The 24,079-nt window shown below is 40.1% G+C and carries 19 protein-coding genes; 9 read left to right on the top strand and 10 right to left on the bottom strand.

The window, feature by feature from the left end; translation table 11 throughout:
- Nucleotides 1-64: 64 nt before the first annotated feature.
- Together H5158_RS01185 and H5158_RS01190 are read right to left on the bottom strand one after the other, a co-directional pair.
- Nucleotides 65-1,237 carry a putative manganese transporter gene (locus tag H5158_RS01185; RefSeq protein WP_182739266.1) on the bottom strand — a complete coding sequence of 391 codons (1,173 nt, stop codon included), beginning with the start codon at nt 1,235-1,237 and terminating at the stop codon, nt 65-67.
- Nucleotides 1,238-1,306: 69 nt separating this feature from the next.
- The gene (locus H5158_RS01190; RefSeq protein ID WP_182739267.1) at nt 1,307-2,932 is read right to left on the bottom strand and encodes a M28 family metallopeptidase; all 1,626 of its coding nucleotides are present in this window, start codon (nt 2,930-2,932) and stop codon (nt 1,307-1,309) included.
- Nucleotides 2,933-3,040: 108 nt separating this feature from the next.
- Between H5158_RS01190 and H5158_RS01195 the strand changes: the two genes are divergently transcribed.
- The 4 genes from H5158_RS01195 to H5158_RS01210 all read left to right on the top strand — a co-directional run bounded on the left by H5158_RS01195 (nt 3,041) and on the right by H5158_RS01210 (nt 9,079).
- On the top strand, nt 3,041-3,850 hold the full coding sequence (locus tag H5158_RS01195; RefSeq protein ID WP_182739268.1) for a DUF3025 domain-containing protein: 810 nt from the start codon (nt 3,041-3,043) through the stop codon (nt 3,848-3,850).
- Nucleotides 3,847-4,635 (top strand): ATP-binding cassette domain-containing protein, encoded by a 789-nt coding sequence (locus H5158_RS01200; RefSeq protein ID WP_149981088.1) that lies wholly within the window; start codon nt 3,847-3,849, stop codon nt 4,633-4,635. The genes H5158_RS01195 and H5158_RS01200 overlap by 4 nt, the downstream gene beginning before the upstream one ends.
- Nucleotides 4,628-5,836 (top strand): ABC transporter permease, encoded by a 1,209-nt coding sequence (locus H5158_RS01205; protein ID WP_182717851.1) that lies wholly within the window; start codon nt 4,628-4,630, stop codon nt 5,834-5,836. The genes H5158_RS01200 and H5158_RS01205 overlap by 8 nt, the downstream gene beginning before the upstream one ends.
- Nucleotides 5,837-6,028: 192 nt before the next feature.
- Nucleotides 6,029-9,079, top strand: coding sequence for an ATP-binding protein (locus tag H5158_RS01210; RefSeq protein ID WP_182739269.1), 3,051 nt, complete (start codon nt 6,029-6,031; stop codon nt 9,077-9,079).
- Nucleotides 9,080-9,096: 17 nt separating this feature from the next.
- On the opposite strand, the gene H5158_RS01215 is transcribed toward H5158_RS01210, so the two are convergent.
- The 6 genes from H5158_RS01215 to H5158_RS01240 all read right to left on the bottom strand — a co-directional run bounded on the left by H5158_RS01215 (nt 9,097) and on the right by H5158_RS01240 (nt 15,770).
- Complete coding sequence (locus H5158_RS01215; RefSeq protein ID WP_182739270.1) at nt 9,097-9,939, bottom strand: UDP-2,3-diacylglucosamine diphosphatase; 843 nt, start codon at nt 9,937-9,939, stop codon at nt 9,097-9,099.
- A gap of 151 nt (nt 9,940-10,090) precedes the next feature.
- Nucleotides 10,091-11,815 carry a proline--tRNA ligase gene (locus H5158_RS01220; RefSeq protein ID WP_182717848.1) on the bottom strand — a complete coding sequence of 575 codons (1,725 nt, stop codon included), beginning with the start codon at nt 11,813-11,815 and terminating at the stop codon, nt 10,091-10,093.
- A 90-nt stretch (nt 11,816-11,905) separates the two neighbouring features.
- Nucleotides 11,906-12,610: a tRNA (N6-threonylcarbamoyladenosine(37)-N6)-methyltransferase TrmO gene (tsaA, locus tag H5158_RS01225; RefSeq protein WP_182717847.1), complete on the bottom strand. Its 705-nt coding sequence runs from the start codon at nt 12,608-12,610 to the stop codon at nt 11,906-11,908.
- 108 nt (nt 12,611-12,718) lie between these two features.
- Nucleotides 12,719-13,291, bottom strand: a complete 573-nt coding sequence (locus tag H5158_RS01230) for an outer membrane beta-barrel protein (protein WP_182717846.1) — start codon at nt 13,289-13,291, stop codon at nt 12,719-12,721.
- Nucleotides 13,292-13,513: 222 nt separating this feature from the next.
- Nucleotides 13,514-13,984, bottom strand: a complete 471-nt coding sequence (locus tag H5158_RS01235) for an acyl-CoA thioesterase (protein ID WP_145233918.1) — start codon at nt 13,982-13,984, stop codon at nt 13,514-13,516.
- A 139-nt stretch (nt 13,985-14,123) separates the two neighbouring features.
- On the bottom strand, nt 14,124-15,770 hold the full coding sequence (locus H5158_RS01240; protein WP_182717845.1) for an electron transfer flavoprotein-ubiquinone oxidoreductase: 1,647 nt from the start codon (nt 15,768-15,770) through the stop codon (nt 14,124-14,126).
- Between the two features lie 195 nt (nt 15,771-15,965).
- On the opposite strand from H5158_RS01240, the gene H5158_RS01245 reads away from it, so the two are divergent.
- The 4 genes from H5158_RS01245 to H5158_RS01260 all read left to right on the top strand — a co-directional run bounded on the left by H5158_RS01245 (nt 15,966) and on the right by H5158_RS01260 (nt 20,268).
- Entirely contained in the window at nt 15,966-16,715 is a 750-nt protein-coding gene (locus H5158_RS01245) for an electron transfer flavoprotein subunit beta/FixA family protein (protein WP_149981096.1), read from the top strand.
- Nucleotides 16,716-17,642: an electron transfer flavoprotein subunit alpha/FixB family protein gene (locus tag H5158_RS01250; protein WP_182717844.1), complete on the top strand. Its 927-nt coding sequence runs from the start codon at nt 16,716-16,718 to the stop codon at nt 17,640-17,642.
- A gap of 321 nt (nt 17,643-17,963) precedes the next feature.
- Nucleotides 17,964-19,787, top strand: a complete 1,824-nt coding sequence (locus H5158_RS01255; RefSeq protein ID WP_182739271.1) for a protein kinase domain-containing protein — start codon at nt 17,964-17,966, stop codon at nt 19,785-19,787.
- A gap of 49 nt (nt 19,788-19,836) precedes the next feature.
- Nucleotides 19,837-20,268, top strand: a complete 432-nt coding sequence (locus H5158_RS01260; RefSeq protein WP_182739272.1) for a DUF3859 domain-containing protein — start codon at nt 19,837-19,839, stop codon at nt 20,266-20,268.
- A gap of 102 nt (nt 20,269-20,370) precedes the next feature.
- Here the strand turns inward: H5158_RS01260 and H5158_RS01265 are convergent, their stop codons facing one another.
- On the bottom strand, nt 20,371-21,420 hold the full coding sequence (locus tag H5158_RS01265) for a methionine synthase (protein WP_182739273.1): 1,050 nt from the start codon (nt 21,418-21,420) through the stop codon (nt 20,371-20,373).
- Nucleotides 21,421-21,488: 68 nt separating this feature from the next.
- Nucleotides 21,489-22,463 (bottom strand): DUF1852 domain-containing protein, encoded by a 975-nt coding sequence (locus tag H5158_RS01270; RefSeq protein WP_182717840.1) that lies wholly within the window; start codon nt 22,461-22,463, stop codon nt 21,489-21,491.
- Between the two features lie 512 nt (nt 22,464-22,975).
- On the opposite strand from H5158_RS01270, the gene H5158_RS01275 reads away from it, so the two are divergent.
- Nucleotides 22,976-23,785, top strand: a complete 810-nt coding sequence (locus H5158_RS01275) for a sulfite exporter TauE/SafE family protein (protein WP_182739274.1) — start codon at nt 22,976-22,978, stop codon at nt 23,783-23,785.
- The last annotated feature ends 294 nt before the right edge of the window (nt 23,786-24,079 follow it).

Consider the following 24,079-nt stretch of genomic DNA (forward strand, 5'->3'; position numbering starts at 1 on the left):
CGTAGCTCTTAATTATTCATTTTATCAAAGCTCAGCAGTCGCTGAGCTTTTTTATGTCAGTGACTTACACCCCAAAGAAATATAAGCCATAGCCAACGAGTAAAGCGGGAATTGCCGAATATATTGTTGCCACAAATGCGGCACGTGGTGCCATTGCGATTGCAGGGAAAAGGGCATCGCCGTCATTTGATATTGCATTCGCAGCTAAGGCACTAAAGGGAATTATGCCTTGAATATACAATGTAGTTACCACTATTTGTGGTCCACAGCCAGGTAAAAAACCAATCAAAACGGCAATTAAAGGCGCTAAGTATGCATAGTGAGTAAACCAGGCTTTTAAATCCACACCGGCAAATGTTACTAATAACTCAAATAGCATAAATGAGGCAACTACCCATGCCGTAACAAAATGGGTGTCTTGCAAAACTTTATATAGCTTTGAAGGGGGCGTTATAGTCTCTTCTTCTGAAGTTACTTGTTGATAGCTTTGACCTTTAGACGACAGCGCCCAAGTGGTAACAGCCAATAGCGCCATAATAGCGCCAAATAAGGTTATTGATTCAGCAAGTAGAGCATCAAAGGCTGAAAAGTCAGTATTGAAAGCAATCATTATTGCCACAATAAGACTGGGCATCATAATAATTTGCCAAATTGATTTACTGACTATAATTGCCTTACTAGGCTGATTTAAGCACTCATCAGCATAATCATTTTTTGCTGGGCGAAGATAATCTTGCTTATGAAATGCATTGACTAAGGATCCGCTGATAATACCAACGCTTAGGCCAATAATCATAATAAGTAAGCCTTCAAGCGGCTTCGTTGCTAATAGTAAAAATGCAGCATCCCCCATGGTCGCTGTTAATACAGCAACGATAGAGCCAAAGCTCGCTTGTCCTTTGGTAAATTGTGTCACTACTATGATGGCGCCTCCGCAGCCAGGTAAAGCTCCTAGTAGTGAAGCAAAACTAATTTCTAACAAGGGTGATTTTTGGCTTAAATAGCCAAGCTCTAAGTGAGGCAACCGATCGATGGCGTAGTAATAGATAAATAAAGTGACGGCAACAAATATACTAACTTGAAAAAACGCATCACTCATTGCCGTCAATGTCATTGCTCGCAAAGGAGCATAAGCTAAACAACACAACAACAATAGCGGTAATAGCAGCCGTTTATTACTGGTAATAAAATGTGTGGACGCTGGAAAACTAATTTTGGGCAGTGAAAGTAAAAACATAAGTGCAACCTAAAAACTATCTAAGTTGCACTTTAGATTCAAATTAAATGAAAATCAATATCATTTGCGTTATTTTCTTTGGAATTCTGAGTTCGCATTCCATTTGGGCCATTGTGGTTGCTCTGAAATATCAAAACCTACTTGATAAAACAGTTGTAAGTCTTGTACAGCTCCCGATAGATCCCATTCATCACGGTATCTGTCACATGGTTGATGGTAACAACCACGTAGCACTAAGCTCATGCGTTTACGATAATTAGCCGTATCTTCGTCAAGTGCTTCACTGCCACCACCCGCATACATCGCTGGAATACCCATGTTGGCGAAAGCAAAATGATCAGAGCGATAGTACCCGCCTGAAGATGGTTTAGGATCGCCCGAGACAGTGCGCCCTTGTGCATTAGCTGCCTGTGCTAATAGCGAGTCCATTTCTGATTTACCAATACCAACCACGCTGATATCTTTTACTTTGCCTAACAAGTTCAAGCTATCCATATTAATATTAGCGACTGTCTTATTTGCTGCTATCACTGGGTGTGCAGCATAATACTTAGATCCTAATAAACCTTGCTCTTCAGCTGTCACTGCCAAGAAAGTCATTGAGCGGCTAGGGTGCTTTGGTAAGCTTGCAAACGCTTCTGCTACTTCAATTAAGCCTGCAGTGCCTGTCGCGTTATCATGTGCTCCATTGTAGATTTGGTCGCCTTTACGGTTTTTATCAGTACCTAAGTGATCCCAGTGTGCTGAGTATATAATATGCTCATCTGGTTTTTCACTACCGGGTAAAGTCGCAATGAAGTTATATGAAATTGATTTTTTGATGGTGTTTTTAACCGCAACAGACGCTGTTAAATCGCCCATATCAACATGATAAGCGCCTTTTGCTGCATTGGTTTTCGCACTGGCAAAATCTAAACCTGCTTTAGTGAAAAGCTCGTTAGCAACCTCTGTGGTTACCCAACCTTCAACAGCGACTCTGTCCATATTATTGTTTTCTTTTTGAAAACCAAACTGCTCGCCGCTCCATGAGTTTTCAACCACAGACCAAGGGTAAGAGGCCGGTGCAGTTTCATGAACGATGATAGCCCCAGCAGCACCTTGACGGCTGGCTTCTTCGTATTTGTAAGTCCAACGGCCATAGTAAGTCATGGCATCACCGGTAAACAAAGCAGGATCTTTAGTGGCAAAACCAGGGTCGTTGACTAAAATCACCACAGTTTTACCCTTAACATCTAAACCTGCGTAATCATTCCAATTATATTCTGGGGCATTAACACCATAACCAACAAATACCAGTTCAGAGTCTTTAATACTTTGGCGTTCGCTAATGCGACTGCTGCCCATTACCATGTCTTTTTTATACTGGTAATCTTTGCCGCCGATAGTTAACACCATGTTTGGATCTGCTTCAAGAGACACCAACGGAACTTCTTGTAAAAAGCTGTCGCCATTACCTGGTTGATAACCTAGTTTTTTAAATTCTTCAGTAAGGTAAGCTAGTGTGAGTTCTTCACCTTTTGAAGATGGAGCGCGGCCTCCAAATTCATCGGAGGCAAGCACTTTGACATGCTCTGCGAGTTGTTGGGCATTGATTGAATTATACCCTTTGCTAACATCATCAGAGGTGAGACTTGTTGTTGCACATCCTGCAAGTACCGCAGTTGCAAGGAGTGTCAGAGAAAAATAACGTTTCATAGTCGCTCTTTTTTTGTTTTAAGTGAGCTCAGTATAAGAACTTCTATTAAAGAGAACCAGTTTTTGCGGTAAACTCCAACCATAATAATTGTAAAGCTAAAGATACTCATGAAGCGTTTTACCCCTTACGAACAATGGCATAGCGCCAGTTTAGAAAATGGTGCATTTAGCCATTTAAATACACTGTTTTCTTTAAACGGTTTATCCGACTGGCCGCAATGTGCGTGGATTTCATCATTTTTAGATGCTAAAAATGCAAATCAGCAAACAATTCGCTTTGTTGAAGACGCCTGCTTTAGTGAGGAAGAGCGCTATTATGAGCAAATCATTTTTGATACCGGTAAAGTACCAACGCGACAACAAAATTGGCATGACTTATTTGGTGGACTTATCTGGTGTTTATTTCCTAAAACGAAAGCATTGATCAATCAACGCCATGTTGAAGAGATCACACTTCACGGCACTAAAGTACGCTCAAAACACCGCAATGCCTTAACCTTGTTTGATGAATGTGGGGTTGTACTTGCTGTAAGTGATAATGTTTGGCCTGCGTTACTTAAAAATCATCAATGGCAGCAGGCATTTATTGAGCAAAGAGCGTTGTGGGGTAAAACCATTGCGCCATTTATGTTCGGCCACGCTAATTATGAAATGCTAACAAAGCCGTATATTGGTCTGACAGGTAAAGCATTATTTGTAAAAGTACCGAGTGACATATTTTGTAAAGATTTAGCCCAGCAGTATCAGTATATTGATCAAACCCTTTATGAGATGATTAGCATTGATAACTGTTTAAGGGACAATAGCCAGCTCTCACCATTACCACTGCTAGGCGTACCAGGCTGGTATGATAATAATAACCCCGAGTTTTATAGTAATACGGATTACTTTAGACCAAAACGAAGGACACGAACATGATAGAAGTTACGGGGCTTAAAAAGAAATTTAAGCTAACTAAAGACCATAAAAAAAACAAAGTCGATAAAATAGATCCCCGTGAAGATAAAGATTATTTTCATTCGGTGCGAGATGTCAGCTTTCATTGTAATAAAGGCGAAGTGCTGGGCTTACTCGGCCCTAATGGTGCAGGAAAAACCACTACGCTAAGAATGATCTCGACAGCGTTAAAACCCGATGAAGGGCAAATAATTATTGCTGGTGAAGACATCATTAAAAAACCACTATTTGGTCGTAAGTCTATTGGTTTTCTATCTGGCAGTACCGGTTTATATGGCCGTTTAACGGTAAAAGAAAATATCGAATATTTTGCAAAACTACACGGTATGAGTAAAGACGCGATTAGAGCACGGTGTGAAGAGTTATTTGATTTACTCGATATGCATAGCTTTATTGATAAACGTGCTGATAATTTATCAACGGGTATGAAGCAAAAAGCCAATATAGCCCGCGCAGTTGTGCACCATCCGGCAGTCGTGGTACTTGATGAGCCGACCACTGGATTAGACATTATGACCACTCAAACGGTGATCGAGTTTATAAAACGGCTTAAAGCGCAAGGGACTCCTGTTATATTTTCAACCCATCATTTAGATGAAGTAGCGCTACTGTGTGACCGCGTTGCGGTGATCAACGAAGGTATCAGTTGTTTTGACGGCAGTCTTGACGAATTTAAAAAAGTGGGTAAAAGCGACGAACTTAATCAAGCGTTTATGAATATATTGACGGAGAAAAATAATGTTTGAAGTATTTAAAAAGGAATTAAAGGAGCTATTACGAGATAAAAAAACACTCATTTTTATTGTCGCATTACCAGTTGCTATCTTTCCATTATTATTTGCGGTGATGGCATTTATTAGTTCTCAAGCAACACTTGAAGCCGAACAAAAAGTTCATACCTATGCCATTATCAATGGCGAATATGCGCAATCATTCACAGATAAAGTTTTTTATCATAAAAGTTTTCAATTATACAAAGGTGATCACACCTTTAATACAGTTGCAGAGCTTACAGAGGCCGTTAAAGCCGGCACCATTGATATGGGTATTTTCTTACCCGCAGATGCCAAACAAAACCTTGATGACGCAAAACAAAGTCAGTGGCAAGTGGTTTATAACGATGCTAAAGCGATTAACTTTTTATTCGACAGAGTAAAAGAGCTTGCTGAAGAATTTGGTAATAAGCTAAGAGCTGAAAAACTATTAAGCTACGGTGTTTCAGTTGAGCAACAAAGTGCAATTATTGATCCAATCAAAGTTGTAAAAGTTGATACTGCTGATAAACGAGAAAATTTAGGTGAGAAAATAGGCGGCTTTATCCCTTACTTACTGATCCCATTAGTATTGATGGGAGCAACATACCCAGCAATTGATTTAGGTGCAGGTGAAAAAGAACGCGGCACATTAGAAACGTTACTATTGACACCAATCACCCGTACGCAACTTGTATTAGGTAAATTTATTACTTTACTTGCAGCGTCAATCGCCACCACAACGATAACCGTGTTGAGTATGGGCGTTTGGATCAGTATCGCGATTTCTTTCATTGATTTGGATGTGATAAAAACAGCATTTAGTTCATTACGCGTATTAGATTTGGCACTCATTTTTATTATTTTATTACCCGTCGCCGCGATTTTTTCTTCTCTTGCGTTAGCAATATCGATTTATGCTCGTAGCTTTAAAGAAGCTCAGAATTACATGACACCACTGAGTATGGGGGTGATATTTCCTATCATTGTTGCTTTACTACCGAATGTTGAGCTAACAGCTAAAACCGCATTTATACCGGTTACTAATGTGGCTTTAGCGATTAAAGAAATTATCAAAGGTACGATTGATTACACGTTACTTGGACTAATCTTTTTAGCGACCGTGATTGTTGCCGGTGCACTATTAGCATTTTGTGTTAAATGGTTTAATAAAGAAGAAGTCTTATTTAGATAATAAATTATATAGAAGTAGGCTGGGCGTGGTTGTTACAATACTCTTAGTTAAATAATAAAAATGACGGGCTAGCTCGTCATTTTTTATTACTATAGTTTCCTTAGAAAAACTAAGAATCGATAAAAAGCGCAGAGATAACTTTTTAATTGCTCTATAATGTAGTTTGTATTTGAAAGCAAACTGGCAATTTTGATGCGCAACTCACTGACATTTTTTAATTTATTTCGCAGTAATAAACTTTCTTTATTAGCATTGCTGTTTTTTTTCATCCTCGCAATACCTGCTTTATATATATTTGAGCTGAAAGTACGCAAAGATGTTTACCAGGTTGCCCAAACCACACTACAGCAAGAGCTTGATACAAAAGCACTGATGTTAAAAGGACATTTAAAAGACAGTGTTTCGTCAATCAACTTTTTAAATGCCACACCGCCTATCAGTGGCATCAGCCGAGCCGCTGCAAATAACCTTATTGATCCACTATTAAATACTCCCATCGCAATATGGCAAACGCGCTTAGCTGAAATATTTAGTGGCTTTATGCGCACTGACCCGCAGCTATTACAAGCCAGATATATTACCCTTGCTGATAATGGTCAAGAAATTGTCCGTGTTGATAGGATCAATGATGCTTTGGTTCGCCTAGAGGGAGACTTATTACAACAAAAAGGGCAGCGGGATTACATGCTTAATGCCAGCAGGTTAGATAGTGAATCTGTATATATATCACCGATTAACTATAATCGAGAGCATGGCCAAATTCAGATCCCCTACGTGAGTACCTACCGAGTTGCTAAGCCGGTATTTAATAAACAAGGAGCAGTGTTTGCTGTATTAGTAACCAATTATTTTGCTGATGAGTTATTTAATAGTGTTACTTTTAGTTCACCTGCTGGGGTTGATGTTTATCTGTTAAATGATCAGCAGCAGTTTTTATTTCACCCAGATCCTAAACTGCGATTTGGTTTTGAGTTTGGTCAAGACATTACTTGGTCAAGTGTATTTAGTCAAAGCCAAGATATGAGCAGCCAAGCGACTTTACCTTTTCATGATTTACCAAGCCATTATTATTTAAAACAACGTATTAGTTTAGAAAATAACATTAGCATGTTGCCCCTTGAACTTGCGGTATCAATTAATACCGATATTTTGGCAAAAGACGTTGCTAAGCGTCGTGATCATTTTGTGCTGGTAATTATTTCACTTTTCACTGCTTTGTGGTTATTAGTGTGGTTATACCAAAGGTATATAAACCGCAAATTAGAGTTTCACTCCTTGAAGGAGCGTAATAACAAGATTATTGAAAATTCCCTCGATGCAATCTTAACAGTACAAGAGGATGGGCTTATCAGTAATGCCAATAAAACAGCGTTGCAGTTCTTTGATATCATTATTGATCACACCAAATTCACGCAATTATTTACGCTTGCTGAAAGTGATAATTCATGTATTGATGAAACCATAGCGCAGGGGTCAAAACCATCATTTGAAGGCGTGTATACTGATCCGCAGGATCAACAACACTTTTACTCAATTACACTTACTAGCGTGTTTGATATTTTTACCCAGCGCCACCAGGTTGCAGCGATTTTACGAAACATCAATTCACTTAAACAGACTCAAGTAGAGCTTGAAAAACTCAATAGTACGTTAGAGCAAAAGGTTCGCCAACGCACAACTGAACTTGAAAGTGCGATTGAAGAAGCGTTGGCAGCCAGTAAATCGAAAAGTGATTTTATTGCTAACATTTCCCATGAAATACGTACCCCTATGAATGGTGTATTAGGGATGCTGGAAATGCTCAAAGAAGACACACTAACGCAACAGCAACAGCAATACCTAGAGCTGGCCAATAGCAGCGCTAACTCATTAATGACATTAATTAATGACATCTTGGATTTTTCAAAAATAGAAGCAGGTAAACTTGATATTGATAATCACAGTTTTGATGTGATTACTGTATGCAGTGATATGATCACCTCTATGGCATTACAAGCCCAGCGTAAAGGCTTAGAAGTGTTTTTGCATACCGATAAAGTTATTGATCGTATGTTAGTAGGAGATAGCCACCGATTAAAACAAATATTAATAAACTTACTTAATAATGCATTCAAATTTACCCATCAAGGTGAAGTCAGTTTGACTCTTGGATGTCAGTATCTTACTGAAGAAAAGTTATTAATGAGCTTTGTTATTGAAGATTCAGGCATCGGCATTGCTGAAAAAAATATCGATAAGTTGTTTGAGGCCTTTACCCAAGAGGACACCAGTACCACTCGCCACTTTGGTGGTACTGGGCTTGGTTTATCAATTTGTCGTAAGTTGGCGCAATTGATGGGCGGTGATATTAGCGTCACCAGTGAAAAAGGCAAAGGGAGCTGTTTTACAGCGCAAGTGCAATTACATATTGCAGCTGAGAAAAAGCTCAATACAGCCGTTGAGTTGGCAAAAGATATTCAGGTTGGCGTGCTGATAGATAGCGACAGTGTATATAACAATGTCACTAATTTATTGATTAAAAATTGCCAAGTAGCGGCCAATAATATTCAACGATTTGACTACCAAGCACAATATCAAGAGTTAAAAGTTGATTTACTGGTTGTTGATAATGATCACCCATACTTACAAACACTGATTAATTTATGTAATAAGCAGAATAAAAAATATGTATTAATTTTGCGTGATTTATTGCTTAGTAAAAAAGCCAAAGAGCAGGTGCCTGAAAATTGCCATGTACTTAATAAGCCGCTTACTCAAGATCAATTTAGTTTTAAGTTAGCAAGTTTGTTTGGTGTTAATAATAGTTTTTTGGTTGCTAGCCAAGGTAGTGAGCAAACAGAATATGTTGAATACGATTTCTCAAATTTTAAGGTGTTATTGGTTGATGATAATATGATCAACCTTGAAGTTGCCAAAGCAATATTAAAAAATACCGGTGTCACTATTGTATGTGCCAGCGATGGCCTCGATGCACTAGAAATATTAAATACAGAGCAAACAGCTTTATTTGATCTGATTTTTATGGATTGCCAAATGCCAAACCTCAATGGCTATGACACGACCTCTGCAATTCGCAGCAACAAAGCTGGTGCTGACTATGCGAAAGTGCCTATTATCGCTATGACTGCCAGCGCTATGGCAGGTGACAGAGAACGCTGTATTACAGCTGGTATGAATGATTATATTACCAAACCCATAAAGCCAAAAGTTTTGAAAGACAAATTAGCTATGTGGTTAAAATAAACCACACAGTCTAAATTTTAAGCTACTGATTTTTCAGGTTTAGCCTTTGGTCCACCAAGATTTTGATTAAGTTTGGTAATATCAGCAGAATTAATCACTGTTTGAGTGTCAGACCAGTGTAGCAATTCGATACGACCATTTTCTTGCTCTACTACTGCGGTACAACTTTCTATCCAATCGCCATCATTACAGTAAACAATGCCATCAACGACTTTGAGTTGTGGGTGATGAATGTGACCGCAAATAATACCGTCTACGCCTTGCTTTTTAGCCTCATGAATAGCAGCATTTTCAAATGCCTCTATTGCTTCACGCGCTTTATGAACGCGGGCTTTTATCCAAGCAGCAAGTGACCAATAGTTACCACCATATAGGCGTCGAATACGATTAGTCCAGCGATTTAAAAATAGTAAAAAGTCATAACCTGCATCACCGGCAATACTGATCAGTTTGTTATACCGAGTTGCTGAGTCAAAATCATCACCGTGAACCAGAAGAAATCGTTTGTTGGCTTTGGTTGTGTGAATAAACTGCTGGTGGACTTCAATACCAAATAGGCTGTTATTGACGTAGTGCCGGAATGTTTCATCGTGATTGCCGGGAATATAAATCACTCGAGTACCTTGAACTGCTTTGGCTTGAATACAGGCTAATACTTGATAGTGACTAGGGTGCCAATAAAAACTTCGCTTCATAGACCATAAATCGACGATGTCACCCACTAGATAAAGGGTATCGCACTCAATACTATTTAAAAAGTCGAGTAGGTAATCTGCTCGACAATCTTTATAGCCTAAATGTACATCGGAGATCCAAACGGCTGGGTAGTACTTTTTATCACTTTTTTCGATGTCGTGCATAGGAGGTTACTCACGGTGTAATAACAACAAAGTTAAGCAACTTGAATGACGTTTATAAGACTGTTTGACGAAACATCTATGACAATTAATGATCGTGCAAAAACAAAAAAACCGCATTTCGCGGTTTTTTTGTTACAGAGGGTGCTGATGATTAAGCGTTCATGGCCGCTTTGATTGCTTCAACAGCGCTATCAATATCTATCATTAGTTTTTCACCGGTACGGCGATTTTTCAGCTCAACCTTGTTTTCATCAAGATTACGCTCACCAATTACCAACGTGAAAGGTACACCGAGTAATTCCATGTCGTTAAACATCACACCTGGGCGCTCTTTACGGTCATCAAATAACACGTCTAAGCCTGCGGCTTTTAAACCGTCGTAAAGGTTATTAGCGATATCTGGTATACGATGCGATTTATGCATATTCATTGGCACAATAGCTAAATCGAACGGGGCGATTGGCTGTGGCCAAATAATACCGTATTGATCATTATTTTGTTCAATAGCCGCTGCGACAATACGCGATACACCAATACCATAACAACCCATAGTCATTATTTGGTTTTTACCGCTTTCGTTTAATACTCCCGCTTTCATCGCTTCTGAGTACTTAGTACCAAGCTGGAAGATATGGCCAACTTCAATACCGCGTTTAATATGTAAAGTACCATTACCACATGGACTAGGATCACCTTCGACAATATTACGTAGATCAGCAACTTCATACTCAGTTACATCGCGATCCCAGTTAATACCGCTGTAATGCTCGTCATCTTTGTTAGCACCGGCTACAAAATCAGCCATTACGTTGGCTGTACGGTCTACTAAAATTGGCATGATTAAGCCAACAGGGCCTAATGAACCCGGTTTAGCACCAATGGCTGCAATTATGTCAGCCTCGTTTGCCATTTCCAGTGGAGAATCTACTAATGGATGTTTTTCAGCTTTAAGTTCGTTAAGCTCATGATCGCCACGTATTACTAATGCAACTAAACCACGTTGACCATCTTCATTTGGCGCGCCGTAAACAATCAGTGTTTTAACACTGCGATGAGGTTTAACACCATAGTGTTTCTTTAGCTCGTCGATAGTTTTCGCATCAGGCGTTGGGAATGCTTTTAATTCTTTTGCGGCAGCAGGGCGCGCTTCACTTGGCGCTAATGCTTCTGCTTTTTCGATGTTTGCTGCGTAGTCACTTTTATCACTAAAGGCGATAGCATCTTCACCTGATTCAGCTAACACATGAAATTCATGAGATACACTACCACCTATAGAGCCGGTATCAGCAATAACAGGACGGTAATCAAGGCCTAAGCGATCGAATATATTACAGTATGCTTTGTGCATTACTTGATAAGTTGCATCTAAACATTCTTCACTTAAATGAAATGAATAGGCATCTTTCATAGTAAATTCACGCGCGCGCATAACCCCAAAACGAGGACGACGTTCGTCGCGCACTTTTGTTTGTACTTGATACAAAGTAAGCGGTAATTGTTTATACGAACTTACTTCTTTACGAACAAAGTCAGTGATCACTTCTTCATGGGTTGGTCCTAACGCGAAAGTACGATTGTGACGGTCAGTAAAACGCATAAGTTCTGGGCCAAACTGCTCCCAACGGCCAGACTCTTCCCATAGATCCGCAGGTTGAATAACAGGCATCAACATTTCGATTGCACCTGATTTGTCCATTTCTTCACGCACAATGTTTTCGACTTTTCGTAACACGCGTAATCCAGAGGGTAACCAAGTATATAGGCCCGACGCGACGCGACGGATCATGCCCGCTCTTAACATTAATTGATGCGATACAATTTCAGCATCTGATGGCGTTTCTTTAAGTGTTGCGAGTATATATTGACTGGTACGCATGTTTATTCCGATAGTTATAAAATTATTATTTCAATTGGGCACTCAGTTTAGCAGCGGTTGCTTTTACACTAAAGCGCTAAGTGTGTTTTTCTAACTTTTTTCTATGCTAGTGACATAGTTATGCTCGTCGTTTACTTGCCAACGGATATTAAAATCATACAAGGTCATTCCATAACTTTGTTCACCCTCTTTTTGCTTTTTATAGGCAGGGCGAGGATCTTGCTTAAGTACATTACTAATAAAGTCATGCAACTGTGGGAAGTTGGTTTGCTGTTCAATAAACGCCTGCACTTGCGGGCTAAACTCAACGGTCATTTGCGTTTCTGGGCGCGTGTCAGCAAAGCCTGCAGTGGCATCAACCATGGCATCTGAATAAGGTAAATATGGTTTGATGTCTAAAATCGGGGTGCCATCAAGTAAATCTATGCCTGCCAATAATAAACACAGCTGGCCATTTTTATACTCTATGCCTTCAAGTTTGACGGCACTCATGCCTATGGCATTGGGTCTAAAGGTCGCGCGTGTGGCGAATACGCCTTTGCGCTCATTACCGCCTAAACGCGGTGGTCTAACCATGGCTGAGTAGCCTTTATCTGCAGTTTCATGAAAGCGAAACAATAACCAAATATGGCTAAATTCATCTAAACCACGAACAAATTCTTCACGGTTAAAATCAGCAGCAAATACCAACTTAGCTTTTGCTTGTGGAACTAAACGCGGTTGGCGAGGAATGGCGAACTTTTGTTTATAAGGAGATTGAATATGGCCAATAGCCGTTAGTTGAAAATCGCTCATGAAACTCAATTACTGTTAAAGATACGATATTCTAACCGCTAACAACAAAAAAGGCAGCTCGAAGCTGCCTTTTACTGCTAAATAACCTCAAAATAGGTTAAGCATTTCTTAGAACATATATTGGAATGAAACCGATGCTACATCCATTTCTGGATCAATTTCATCTTTTAGTTCATAGCGTTCATACTCAAAGCGTACCTGCATGTTGGTGGTGAATGCGTACTCGATACCTGCACCATAAAATACATCGCCTCCACTTTGATCTGCTGATATCTTACCAATAGCAGGAAGGTCGCTGGTTACCTCAGCATCCCATTCTAGCCAACCACCTTTAGCATAGACAGAGAAGCTATCCGTAATAGGGGCAGCTAACCGTGCGGCCAAAGACACACCATCAACTTCAGCATAGCTATCAATATCGCTTACTTCATCAAAGTTTTGATAGGCAAGCTCTAAACTTAAATACTTATTAAATTGCGTACCAACGTAACCCTTAAGCATTTGTGAATCATCATCAAAATCGATGTCGTCATCAGAGTCTTCAAATTTGAATGAGTATTGACCATAGCCAATACCTGTATATACGCGAGGGTAATCCATGTTTGTTGTTTCTGCACTAGCTGCAGTATTAAAACCTAACAATGCTAATGAGATAGCAGAAAGTGAAATTGATTTAATCATTTAATAGCTCCTTTACAAAATAAAAATATAACCTTTAAATTACCGGTTAATTTTAATATTGCATGGTGCGTGCCATGATTAATTTGGCTTAAAAACAGCCAGTTATAGTCTTTTATAGCATATAAAGTATACCAATGAGCGCTATTTAAACGCTCGTTCAGTTTGGCTGGAGAAAATATTTCTGACTAGGATGTAGCTTTTACAGATAGATAGTTTAGGTGATCAGGGTTCTGATTTATGCAATAAAGTTTCAGTTTCTATGGCAATCTCTTTCATCTTAATTGCGTAGTTTTCTAATTTTTTGTCTTCATTACTCACTGCGATGTATTCTGGCACTGCTACGGGGTAACCTGTTTCGTCCATGGCAACAAAGCTAATTACACAGTGGTTAGTCTCAACTAAATTACGCGTTTTCGGATCGCCACAGCGAACTTGTATAAAGATTTGCATACTGGTTTTGCCAGTGTGGGCAATTTTAGCTTCAACTTCAACAATTTGACCAACTAGAATTGGGCGACGAAATTTAACCCCAGCGACAGATACAGTGACACAGTAATGACCACTCCAACCAGCAGCGCAGGCATAACCTGCTTGGTCAATCCACTTCATGACGACACCGCCATGAACCTTCCCGCCAAAATTCACATCGGTGGGCTCTGCTAAAAAACGGAATACAACATTAGACGACGGCATAAAAATATCTCACTCATATATAATTCTTATTAGCATAGCGCAAAAAAGGGGCCGAAGCCCCTGCAATTTAGGATAGGTTTATAACTTATATGTAAAATATTATTTTTACGCTGTATCAAGCGCTTTAATTGTATTTAGATTACATATTTGGGTAGTTGGGACCACCGGCTCCCTCAGGTGTTACCCAGGTGATGTTTTGGCTCGGATCTTTAATATCGCAGGTTTTACAATGCACGCAGTTTTGTGCATTGATCACAAACTCGTCTTTGCCGGCAATTTGCTGTATCTCATACACACCCGCCGGGCAATAGCGCTGAGCAGGCTCGTCAAATTTAACTAAGTTAACATCGATAGGAATAGCGCTATTTTTTAGTTTTAAATGACACGGCTGAGATTCTTCATGATTGGTATTTGATAAAAACACCGAAGATAATTTATCAAAGCTGAGTTGACCATCAGGCTTCGGGTAATTAATGACACTGGCCTGATTTTTATCAACTAGCGTTGCGTGATCTGGGATATTATCTTTAAAAGTAAAAGGTAATGCCCCTGCAAAAATATTTTGATCAAGGGTGTTATACGCACCACCAAGAAATTTTCCTAGCTTATGCATCACAGGGCCAAAGTTACGTGATTGGTATAGCTCTTTATAAGCCCAGCTTTGTTTAAATGCTTCGCTGTAGTCAACTAAGTCAGTATGCTGTTGCTCGTTTGTAAGCGCGCTAAAGATCACCTCAGCGGCAATCATACCTGACTTCATCGCTGTGTGGTTGCCTTTGATTTTGGCAAAATTCAAGGTGCCAGCATCACAGCCGACCAACAAACCACCCGGGAAGTGCATTTTTGGTAATGAGTGTAAGCCACCTTTTGCAATCGCACGAGCGCCATAAGCAATACGTTCACCACCGGCTAATACATCTTTAAAGATTGGGTGGTGTTTCATGCGCTGAAATTCATCAAACGGGCTTAAATGCGGGTTTGAGTAATTTAAATCAACAATTAAGCCGACTACAACTTGATTATTATCACTGTGGTACATAAACGCACCACCGTTAGTATCTGCACTTAAGGGCCAACCGGTGCCATGAACTACCGTGCCTTGCTTGTGTTTAGCAGGATCGATTTGCCAAATTTCTTTAAAGCCTAAACCATAATGTTGCGGTGAGGCATCTTGATCAAGTGCAAATTGAGTGATCAGCTGTTTACCTAAGTGACCACGACAACCTTCAGCAAATACAGTGTATTTAGCACGAAGTTCCATGCCAGGCATAAAGCCATCTTTTTCATTGCCATTGCTATCAAGGCCCATATCGCCGGTAATAATGCCTTTTACTGTGTCATCTTCAATAATCAGTGAGTGTGCGCTAAAACCTGGGAAAATCTCAACCCCTAGGTTTTCTGCTTGCTCTGCAAGCCAGCGGCATACATTACCCATAGAGACAATATAGTTATCAGAATTATGAAATGTTTTAGGTGCGGCAAAGTGAGGGATAGCGGTGGCTTTGCTGTCATTATTAAACCAATATATTTCATCACTGGTTACTTTAGTGGTCACTGGTGCGCCAAGTTCTTGCCAATTGGGCAGTAACTCGTCCAAAGCGGTGGTTTCAAATACTGCGCCCGATAATATATGGGCGCCCACTTCGGAGCCTTTTTCAACCACGCAGATCATGCACTCTTGTTGTTTTTCTTGTGCTTGTTGCGCTAATCGTATGGCGGTAGCTAAGCCTGCAGGGCCTGCGCCGACAATAACGACATCAAATTCCATGGTTTCGCGTTCGACCATATTAACCTCTTTTATGTGACGGACCTGTGCCTTTACGAGGGCAATTTCATACTTGCAAATGAAACGTTACAGGCGATGAATAGTTTAAGGTTATTTTAGGTTGACGTTTACGTCAACAGGAAGTAGTCTGATTTCATAAAATAAATAGGTTGACGTACACGTTAGCTTGTAGGTTTAAATAATTATGGAGTTCCTATGAAAGTTCTCGTTCCAATAAAAAGAGTTATCGACTACAACGTAAAAGCACGCGTTAAAGCAGATAATAGCGACGTTGATCTAACTAATGTGAAAATGGCACTTAACCCATTTTGCGAAATTGCCATTGAAGAAGCTATCCGCTTAAAAGAGGCGGGCACTGCCACTGAAGTGATTGCTGTAACCATTGGTGCTAAAGCATCTCAAGAACAATTACGTACAGCTCTGGCACTGGGCGCCGATAAAGCGATTCATATTGAGACTGACGAAAAATTAGAATCACTGCACGTTGCAAAGCTGCTTGCTAAAATCGTCGAGCAAGAAGCCCCTGAACTGGTGATTTTAGGTAAACAGTCGATTGATTCAGATAACAATCAAACAGGTCAAATGCTGGCGGCTCTTACTGGGCGCGGGCAAGGTACGTTTGCATCAAAGGTCGACATAGCAAATGGCACTGTTAATGTGACGCGTGAAGTTGATGGCGGTTTACAAACAGTGGCATTAAAGTTACCGGCCGTAGTCACAACAGACTTACGTTTGAATGAACCCCGTTATGCATCATTGCCAAATATTATGAAAGCCAAACGTAAACCACTTGAGGTAATTGCAGCTGATAGCTTAGGTGTAGACTTAACCCCGCGTATCGAACTTGTTGCGGTACATGAACCTGCAAAACGCAGTGGCGGTATCATTGTTGATGATGTAGCCCAGTTAGTTGATTTATTAAAAACACAAGCGAAGGTGATTTAAATGAAAACATTAGTTATAGCAGATCATGACAATGGCAGTTTAAAGCCTGAAACTTCTAAAACCATAAACGCAGCATTAAAGCTTGGTTTTGCTGTTGATGTACTAATTGCTGGTGAAAACGTAGCACCAATGAGTGAAATAGTGGCCAGTATTGCAGGTGTAAACACCGTGCTGGTGGCTGATCATAGTGAGTATGCGCATCAGTTAGCTGAAAACATCGCAGATTTAGTGTTATCGCTTGCGCCAGATTATTCGCATCTTGTTGCTAGTGCCACTACAACGGGCAAAAATTTCATGCCACGTGTTGCCGCATTACTTGATGTTGCACAAATTTCAGAAATCATTGATGTGGTTGACGCTGATACATTTAAACGTCCAATCTATGCAGGTAATGCCATCGCAACTGTAAAATCACTGGATAGCAAAAAAGTGATCACCGTTCGTGCAAGTAGCTTTGATCTGCAAGGTGAGCAAGCTCCCGCTGAGAGTCGTGTTGTTGATTCTGTGTTTAGCAGTGAATTAAGCGCATTTGTAAGTGTTGAGCAAACCGAATCTGAGCGCCCAGAGTTAACTGCTGCGCAAGTGGTTATATCAGGTGGACGCGGTATGCAAAATGGCGAGAACTTTTCATTACTTAATGGTATTGCCGATAAACTAGGCGCGGCAATTGGTGCGTCTCGTGCTGCGGTTGACGCAGGCTTTGTGCCAAACGATATGCAAGTGGGTCAAACCGGTAAGATCGTTGCGCCTAACTTATATATTGCCGTAGGCATTAGTGGCGCAATTCAGCACTTAGCGGGTATGAAAGACTCTAAAGTGATTGTGGCTATCAATAAAGATCCCGATGCGCCAATCTTCCAAGTGGCAGATTATGGTTTAGTAGCAGATTTATTTGATGTGCTACCAGAGCTTGAACAAGCACTCTAATTTATAACGATTCTGGTTGTTAAAAGCTGTTGTGATCAGTTTACTGATCACGCGGCTTTTTTTCTTTTATTTTACCAATCAGAAAGTCTGTAATATCTAACTAAGTAATTACCATGAATAAGGAGTATCACTTGTCGTTTAGTGAGTTGGGTGCATTATTTTTTTAACACACATTGCCTTTTTACACTTTTTTTGCGCAAAATGTCAGGACACGCTAAGCTGAGGCTAAATGACTAGAAATTTAGAACTAAAAAATTAATAATCAATAAGCTAGCTTCACCCTTATCCCTTACATTTTTTAGAATACGTTGAGACCTCGCAGTGAAAACCAAAGCAATCCGCAATTTTTATATCAATGAAGAGCAGTCGGTCTATTTGCTTTCGCACCATGACGCCAAAAAACATCGCCAATGGTTGAATATCTGTATTAAGCAACTCACTAATTTAGGCTACAGCCAGGTTGAAATGATTGGCTCGGGTGCTTTTGGATTTGTATTTGCGGGTTTAGATGAGCGTAAACTTCCTTGGGTGTTTAAATTTTCACGTATCACCTTGGCGCAAAGTGTACGTGATCGACTTGAGGACGAAGCGTATATGCTCTCGCAAGTTGATAACCCATTAGTGCCTAAGTTTTATGCTTTTGAACGGATAAAAAAGCAGGGCATTTTAATGATGGCCCGCGCGCTGGGCGAAGACTTAGAAAAAGTATCACTTAAAAAAGGCCGCTTTAGCGCAGCAGCAATCGCCAGTTTAGCGCTAAAACTACGTAATGTATTAATAGACCTACGCACTCAGCAAAATGGCATAACGCCACAACCGATTGTGCATGGCGATATCAAGCCCTCTAATCTAGTGTGGGATGAACATACCCAAGGCTTATCGCTGGTGGACTGGGGCAGCTCGGTGTATGCCCAAATAGACAGTAATGGCGAGCCAATCACCAGTAACTTTATGGATTTAATGTCTGGCGATTTAAGTACCACCAATGCGCGGATGGGGGATGTGTATTTTATTGGTGATGAGCAAATGTCAGGTGCTAAATCATCGCCGCGTTTTGATGAGCAAGGCGTGGCGTCCACCTTATACGCACTGGCTTCTGCACAGTCATGCCGATTTGGCGCGCAAGTGATCCCAGCCAGTTCACTAGGGCTCCCTATGGAGCTTGCAAAAGTGATTGACGGTATGCTCTCTAAAAATAAAATTACAAGAGACGGGGCGGGTGATTACTTTATGCGTAATATGCCTGCTATGGCAAAAGCATATTTACCAGAGCTCAATTTAGCTGAAGATGTGCGAGCCAATATTCCATTTTGGTTTGGTAACGATGACGAACTACCTGATACTGTGGTTTATAGTTCACGTAAACAATTTTTACGCCAAGCCGACCTCAATCAACAACTGCTTGATGTAAATGACGCTCAATTGGACCGGTATTATAAAGAATTCCTGTTTGATACCGGTGATACTGAAAAAGCATTTTTAGCCTCTATCAGCCGATTAGCAAAATACCCAGTAGTAGGGGGCTTAAGCTTTCATTGGAAAGAGGAATCACTGTTCGTTGAATCATCACTGATCATGCATGATGAAAGTTTAGGCCATGCTTTTACCCAAGCGGTTAATAATACCGTGATGTTGGCACAAGGCATTCATCAAAAAGGCTTATTTAAGTGTTGTTTATTTGATGCAAGAAAGACCATTCAACTGGAGCGTGATGGCACAGGGGCATTTAAGTTTGAACAACTTCCAGAGCTTGACTATGAGGTAATGAATTTAAAAAGCTCAGAAGTCACCCGACCACATTCTTATTTTGAAGACGGTAAAGATCCGGACGAGCAACTGCAGCTACCTAAAAAAGTGATCAAATGCGTATTTGAGTTAAACCAAATACATCATACCGGCTGCATTATTTTTGAAGCTTTACCAGATAGAATGAAAATACATCATTACTATCGTTTGTTAGATGGCACTAAAGAAGCACAGTTTAAGCGCTTGCTTAATAAGTTGATGCAATATGCGGTGAGCATTACTGATGTGGGGGTTGCCGGGTTTATGAAACTACCTTACAAAAATACCCGTGAGTTTGCCTTGTGTGATCGCCAGCCTGATTTTTTCTATCCTAAAGATCCTAAACGTTTTGGCGCTTAATTTTGCCGTGTAAATACGTTAAACTAATGCATCAAAAAAAGGATAAATAATGGCAAAAACTCAGCCCGCAATCACTATGCAAAGCTTTGGTATTTATACAAAGTGGGATTCATCATCAAAAGCCTTACCGCAAATTCAAGCATTTACCACAAAAGTACCCGCACAACTCGATGTGGAGTTTGGTTTTATCATTAATATTAAAAAAGCCAAAGGCGAAAAGCTTCATTATTGTATTTATCATCCTGACATACCGGATGCTGATGGTGAGGTAATGCCACCATTTTACGGCTTTGAATACGTTAAAGACAATGACTGGCACTTTTACTTAGGTGATACCTTGTGGCAACCTATCAGCAATAAAATAGGTGACTGGCGCATGACCATAGAGCTAAACGGTAAACTGATTGCCGATAAAACATTTTCAGTGTTTGAACAAGAGTCCATGTCAGAAATTGAGTTTTGGCAAAAGCGCGGGTATTAAATACTTTATGTGTATATAGGCTTATTGTATTTGTAGTAAGTGTAATTGTTGAAAATAAATTAGGACGAGGTGGTTACTCCACCTCATGAAATAAATTAGATTTTAATTACTTTGAGCCAGCTCTTTTCTAATAATCTCTGCGCCAGCGGTTAACGCATTGAGCTTACCTCTTGCAACTGCGCGAGGTAGGGGGGCCATACCACAGTTAGTACACGGGTAGAGCTTGTCAGCATCGACAAACTGCAGTGCTTTACGTAGCGTATTTGCCACTTCTTCAGGTGTTTCTATGGTATTGGTGGCAACGTCAATGGCGCCAACCATTACTTTTTTACCGCGAATAAGTTCAAGTAGTTCCATTGGTACATGAGAGTTGTGACATTCTAATGAGATAATATCAATATTAGATTGCTGCAGTTTTGGAAATGCTTCTTCGTATTGTCGCCATTCTGAGCCTAACGTTTTTTTCCAATCTGTATTGGCTTTGATGCCATAACCATAACAAATATGTACGGCCGTTTCGCATTTAAGGCCTTCAATGGCTTTTTCTAAACACGCAATTCCCCAATCATTTACCTCATCAAAAAACACGTTAAATGCAGGCTCATCAAATTGAATGATATCAACCCCCGCAGCTTCTAGTTCTTTGGCTTCTTGATTAAGAATTTTGGCAAATTCCCAAGCGAGCTGTTCGCGGCTTTTATAATGGTCATCATAAAGTGTATCTATCATAGTCATAGGACCTGGTAGCGCCCATTTGATCGGTTTTTTGGTTTGGCTGCGTAAAAACTTAGCATCATCAACAAAAACCGGTTTTATACGACTAACAGGTCCAATGACTGTCGGTACACTGGCATCATAGCGGTCACGAATTCTCACCGTTTTACGGTTTTCAAAATCTACACCGTTAAGGTGCTCAATAAATGTGGTAACAAAGTGTTGGCGTGTTTGCTCGCCATCACTGACAATATCAATACCTGCGCGTTGTTGCTCTTGCAGAGAGATCCGTAATGCATCGTGTTTGCCGTCAATTAATTCATCACCTTGAAGTTTCCAAGGTGACCAAAGAGTCTCTGGCTCTGCAAGCCATGAAGGTTTAGGTAAGCTGCCTGCAGTTGAAGTCGGTAATATTGTTTTGCTAATAGATGTTTTCATAATAAATAATGCCATTTATTTGGGTTAACTTTTTAAGTTGCGATTGAATCTAACGATTGAACTCGCTATTACGCGTAATTAGCAGACCATTGCTCAAGCACTGTTTGATATGGCTTGATGAAGTGCTGCTCAGCAAATTTCCCCTGTTCATTCGCCAATTTACTGCGCTCTTCACGGTCATAAACAATTTGCGTGAGTGAATGATCTAGGTTCTTCAAATTTGGTTGATATGATTTCCCCGCAGTCGCATTGGCATTATAGATCTCTGGTCGGTAGATTTTTTGAAATGTCTCCATAGTGCTAATAGTGCTAATAAGCTCAAGATGAGTGTAATCATTTAGCAAATCACCAACAAAATAAAAGGCTAAGGGCGCTACACTATTTGGCGGCATAAAATAACGCACCTGCAAGCCCATTTTTTTGAAATATTGCTCAGTCAAAGACGGTTCATTTGGCTGATATTCAACACCTAACGCAGGGTGCTGATTTTCAGTACGATGATAGGTCTTGTTATCCGAAACACTTAGGCATATTACTGGCGGCTTTTTAAAGTGCTTTTTGTAGCTGTCAGAACTAATAAAATATTTAAATAGTTTGCCATGCAGCTCGCCAAAGTTATCAGGAATACTAAATTTAGGCTGATCTTTATTATGTTCTTGCAGTAATACACTAAAATCATAGTCGCGCACATAGGAGGAAAAATTATTTCCTACAATGCCTTCAATGCGTTTGTTAGTGTGATGATCAACAATATTTGTTTTCAATATTTCAATCGATGGAAAGCTATTACCACTGCCAGCAATATCCATATCAACAGAGATGATTTCAAGCTCTACAGAATAACGATCCGCTTTTGGGTTATCCCACTGCGCCAAGGCATTAAAACGGTTATCGATCATTTTTAAGGCGTTGCGTAAGTTTGCTTGGCGATAACTGCCTCTGGCCAAGTTTGCAAAATTGGTAGTGATACGTGTATTAGCTGCTGGATGATAATTTTCATCGAGACAAATACTCTTAATAGTAAATGTGAAATCTTTAGTCATAGTGATCTATATCCAATTATCTGATTTAAAACCTGCGTTTATGCTGTGCTCTTGAGCGGATTAACGTTACTGATCTCGTAAGTGATGTTCACAGTTTTTGTGCCTGATGGCTTAATTAAAACCGCTGTAAAACTGTGTTGCCTCTAAGAGTTGAGCTATTTATACGTGGATCGATACATGAATAAAAACGGTTTAATTTCACCTAAAACATGAGCTGTATTCATCAACTAATAATATTGCACGCCATTAGCTATAAATTATCTGAAGTGGCACTTGAAAAAAAAGAGTTTCAACTTGGCCATGCAGACATTTAGACTTCTAGATGTGTAAGTTGTATTTATTTCATCTAAAACATGAGGATTATTCAGGGCTTAATTTAGCCAAATATATCAATAGACATCAGTTATATTGATATACTCGCGGCCAATATGGTGAGTGATAGCAGCTCAATAGGAAATAGAACCGCATTCATTTAGCATGAGTGCTCCCAAATTATAATAAGAGATAACGCAATGAGTGAATTGATAATGTTGATTTTATACTGCGCCTTACTTGGCTGTGGCGTAGGTTTTTTAGCAGGGCTGCTAGGTATTGGGGGCGGGTTGGTTATTGTTCCTGTGTTGAGTATTATTTTACTGCATTTTGAAATTCTACCAGCTGAGCAAGTCGTTATTGCCGCAATTGCAACGTCATTAGCATCAATATTATTTACATCAACGTCTTCCGCAATCGCACATCATAAAAATGGCAATGTTCCATGGACTCTTGCTCCTTGGGTAATGACGGGCGTTGCACTGGGGGCGCTTATCAGTGGCTTTATAGCGGCACTATTACCTGAGCAGGTTGTTCGCTTAGTGTTTGCTATCACAGTGGTACTTATTGCGATAAAGATGTTTGTAAGTAACAAGCGTGAGCCATCGGTTGAGCGTGGCATGCCCAATAAAAGTGTGTTAACCATTATGACCACGATCACCGGCGGCTTGTCTGCGATGATCGGTATTGGCGGAGGCGCGCTTTTGGTACCATTGTTAACGTTTTTCTCAGTCGATATGAAAAAAGCCATAGGGTGTGCATCCGCATGCGGCATTGTTATCGCATTATTTGGTTCAATTGGTTACATCAGCTCAGGCAGCGGCCATTTTGCACTAGAAGATGGATTTGCTGGATTTGTGTATTTACCAGCGTTATTCGGTATTATTTGCGCATCCTGGTTTACCGCCCCGTTAGGCGCCAAAGCCACCCATCACTTGCCAGTCACGTTAGTCAAAAAAATCTTCGCCGCATTGTTGCTAGTAACCGCTGTCAAAATGATTATGTATTAAAAGGAAGGGCACTGCAGTGATAAGGTTAGCCAATAATTAATCAAATCGGTTCTATTTGCGTGGCTAGCTCTTTAAGCGCAGCGAACCTTAATACCTTTGTGAATAATTCACTAAAATTTTATTGCACAAAGAGAAAAGAATGAGAAATAAATGAGGGTTTAAATCTGAGAAAGCTAAGTCGTTTTTTAAATGAAAGTACATTAGAACATTTATGAAAAGTATCCGTATAAGCGCAAAAAAGCTGGCACTGCCAGCTTAATTATTAAAACATTTTGTTAGCACTTAGCACTTAGC

This window comes from Pseudoalteromonas sp. SR45-6 (assembly GCF_014163545.1).
Classification (GTDB): Bacteria; Pseudomonadota; Gammaproteobacteria; order Enterobacterales; family Alteromonadaceae; genus Pseudoalteromonas; species Pseudoalteromonas rhizosphaerae.

Excerpts from the sequence above, each read along its gene's own strand:
- H5158_RS01185 (WP_182739266.1), bottom strand. The coding sequence starts at position 1,237 with ATGTTTTTACTTTCACTGCCCAAAATTAGTTTTCCAGCGTCCACACAT.
- H5158_RS01190 (WP_182739267.1), bottom strand. The coding sequence starts at position 2,932 with ATGAAACGTTATTTTTCTCTGACACTCCTTGCAACTGCGGTACTTGCA.
- H5158_RS01195 (WP_182739268.1), top strand. The coding sequence starts at position 3,041 with ATGAAGCGTTTTACCCCTTACGAACAATGGCATAGCGCCAGTTTAGAA.
- H5158_RS01200 (WP_149981088.1), top strand. The coding sequence starts at position 3,847 with ATGATAGAAGTTACGGGGCTTAAAAAGAAATTTAAGCTAACTAAAGAC.
- H5158_RS01205 (WP_182717851.1), top strand. The coding sequence starts at position 4,628 with ATGTTTGAAGTATTTAAAAAGGAATTAAAGGAGCTATTACGAGATAAA.
- H5158_RS01210 (WP_182739269.1), top strand. The coding sequence starts at position 6,029 with ATGCGCAACTCACTGACATTTTTTAATTTATTTCGCAGTAATAAACTT.
- H5158_RS01215 (WP_182739270.1), bottom strand. The coding sequence starts at position 9,939 with ATGCACGACATCGAAAAAAGTGATAAAAAGTACTACCCAGCCGTTTGG.
- H5158_RS01220 (WP_182717848.1), bottom strand. The coding sequence starts at position 11,815 with ATGCGTACCAGTCAATATATACTCGCAACACTTAAAGAAACGCCATCA.
- tsaA (WP_182717847.1), bottom strand. The coding sequence starts at position 12,610 with ATGAGCGATTTTCAACTAACGGCTATTGGCCATATTCAATCTCCTTAT.
- H5158_RS01230 (WP_182717846.1), bottom strand. The coding sequence starts at position 13,291 with ATGATTAAATCAATTTCACTTTCTGCTATCTCATTAGCATTGTTAGGT.
- H5158_RS01235 (WP_145233918.1), bottom strand. The coding sequence starts at position 13,984 with ATGCCGTCGTCTAATGTTGTATTCCGTTTTTTAGCAGAGCCCACCGAT.
- H5158_RS01240 (WP_182717845.1), bottom strand. The coding sequence starts at position 15,770 with ATGGTCGAACGCGAAACCATGGAATTTGATGTCGTTATTGTCGGCGCA.
- H5158_RS01245 (WP_149981096.1), top strand. The coding sequence starts at position 15,966 with ATGAAAGTTCTCGTTCCAATAAAAAGAGTTATCGACTACAACGTAAAA.
- H5158_RS01250 (WP_182717844.1), top strand. The coding sequence starts at position 16,716 with ATGAAAACATTAGTTATAGCAGATCATGACAATGGCAGTTTAAAGCCT.
- H5158_RS01260 (WP_182739272.1), top strand. The coding sequence starts at position 19,837 with ATGGCAAAAACTCAGCCCGCAATCACTATGCAAAGCTTTGGTATTTAT.
- H5158_RS01265 (WP_182739273.1), bottom strand. The coding sequence starts at position 21,420 with ATGAAAACATCTATTAGCAAAACAATATTACCGACTTCAACTGCAGGC.
- H5158_RS01270 (WP_182717840.1), bottom strand. The coding sequence starts at position 22,463 with ATGACTAAAGATTTCACATTTACTATTAAGAGTATTTGTCTCGATGAA.
- H5158_RS01275 (WP_182739274.1), top strand. The coding sequence starts at position 22,976 with ATGAGTGAATTGATAATGTTGATTTTATACTGCGCCTTACTTGGCTGT.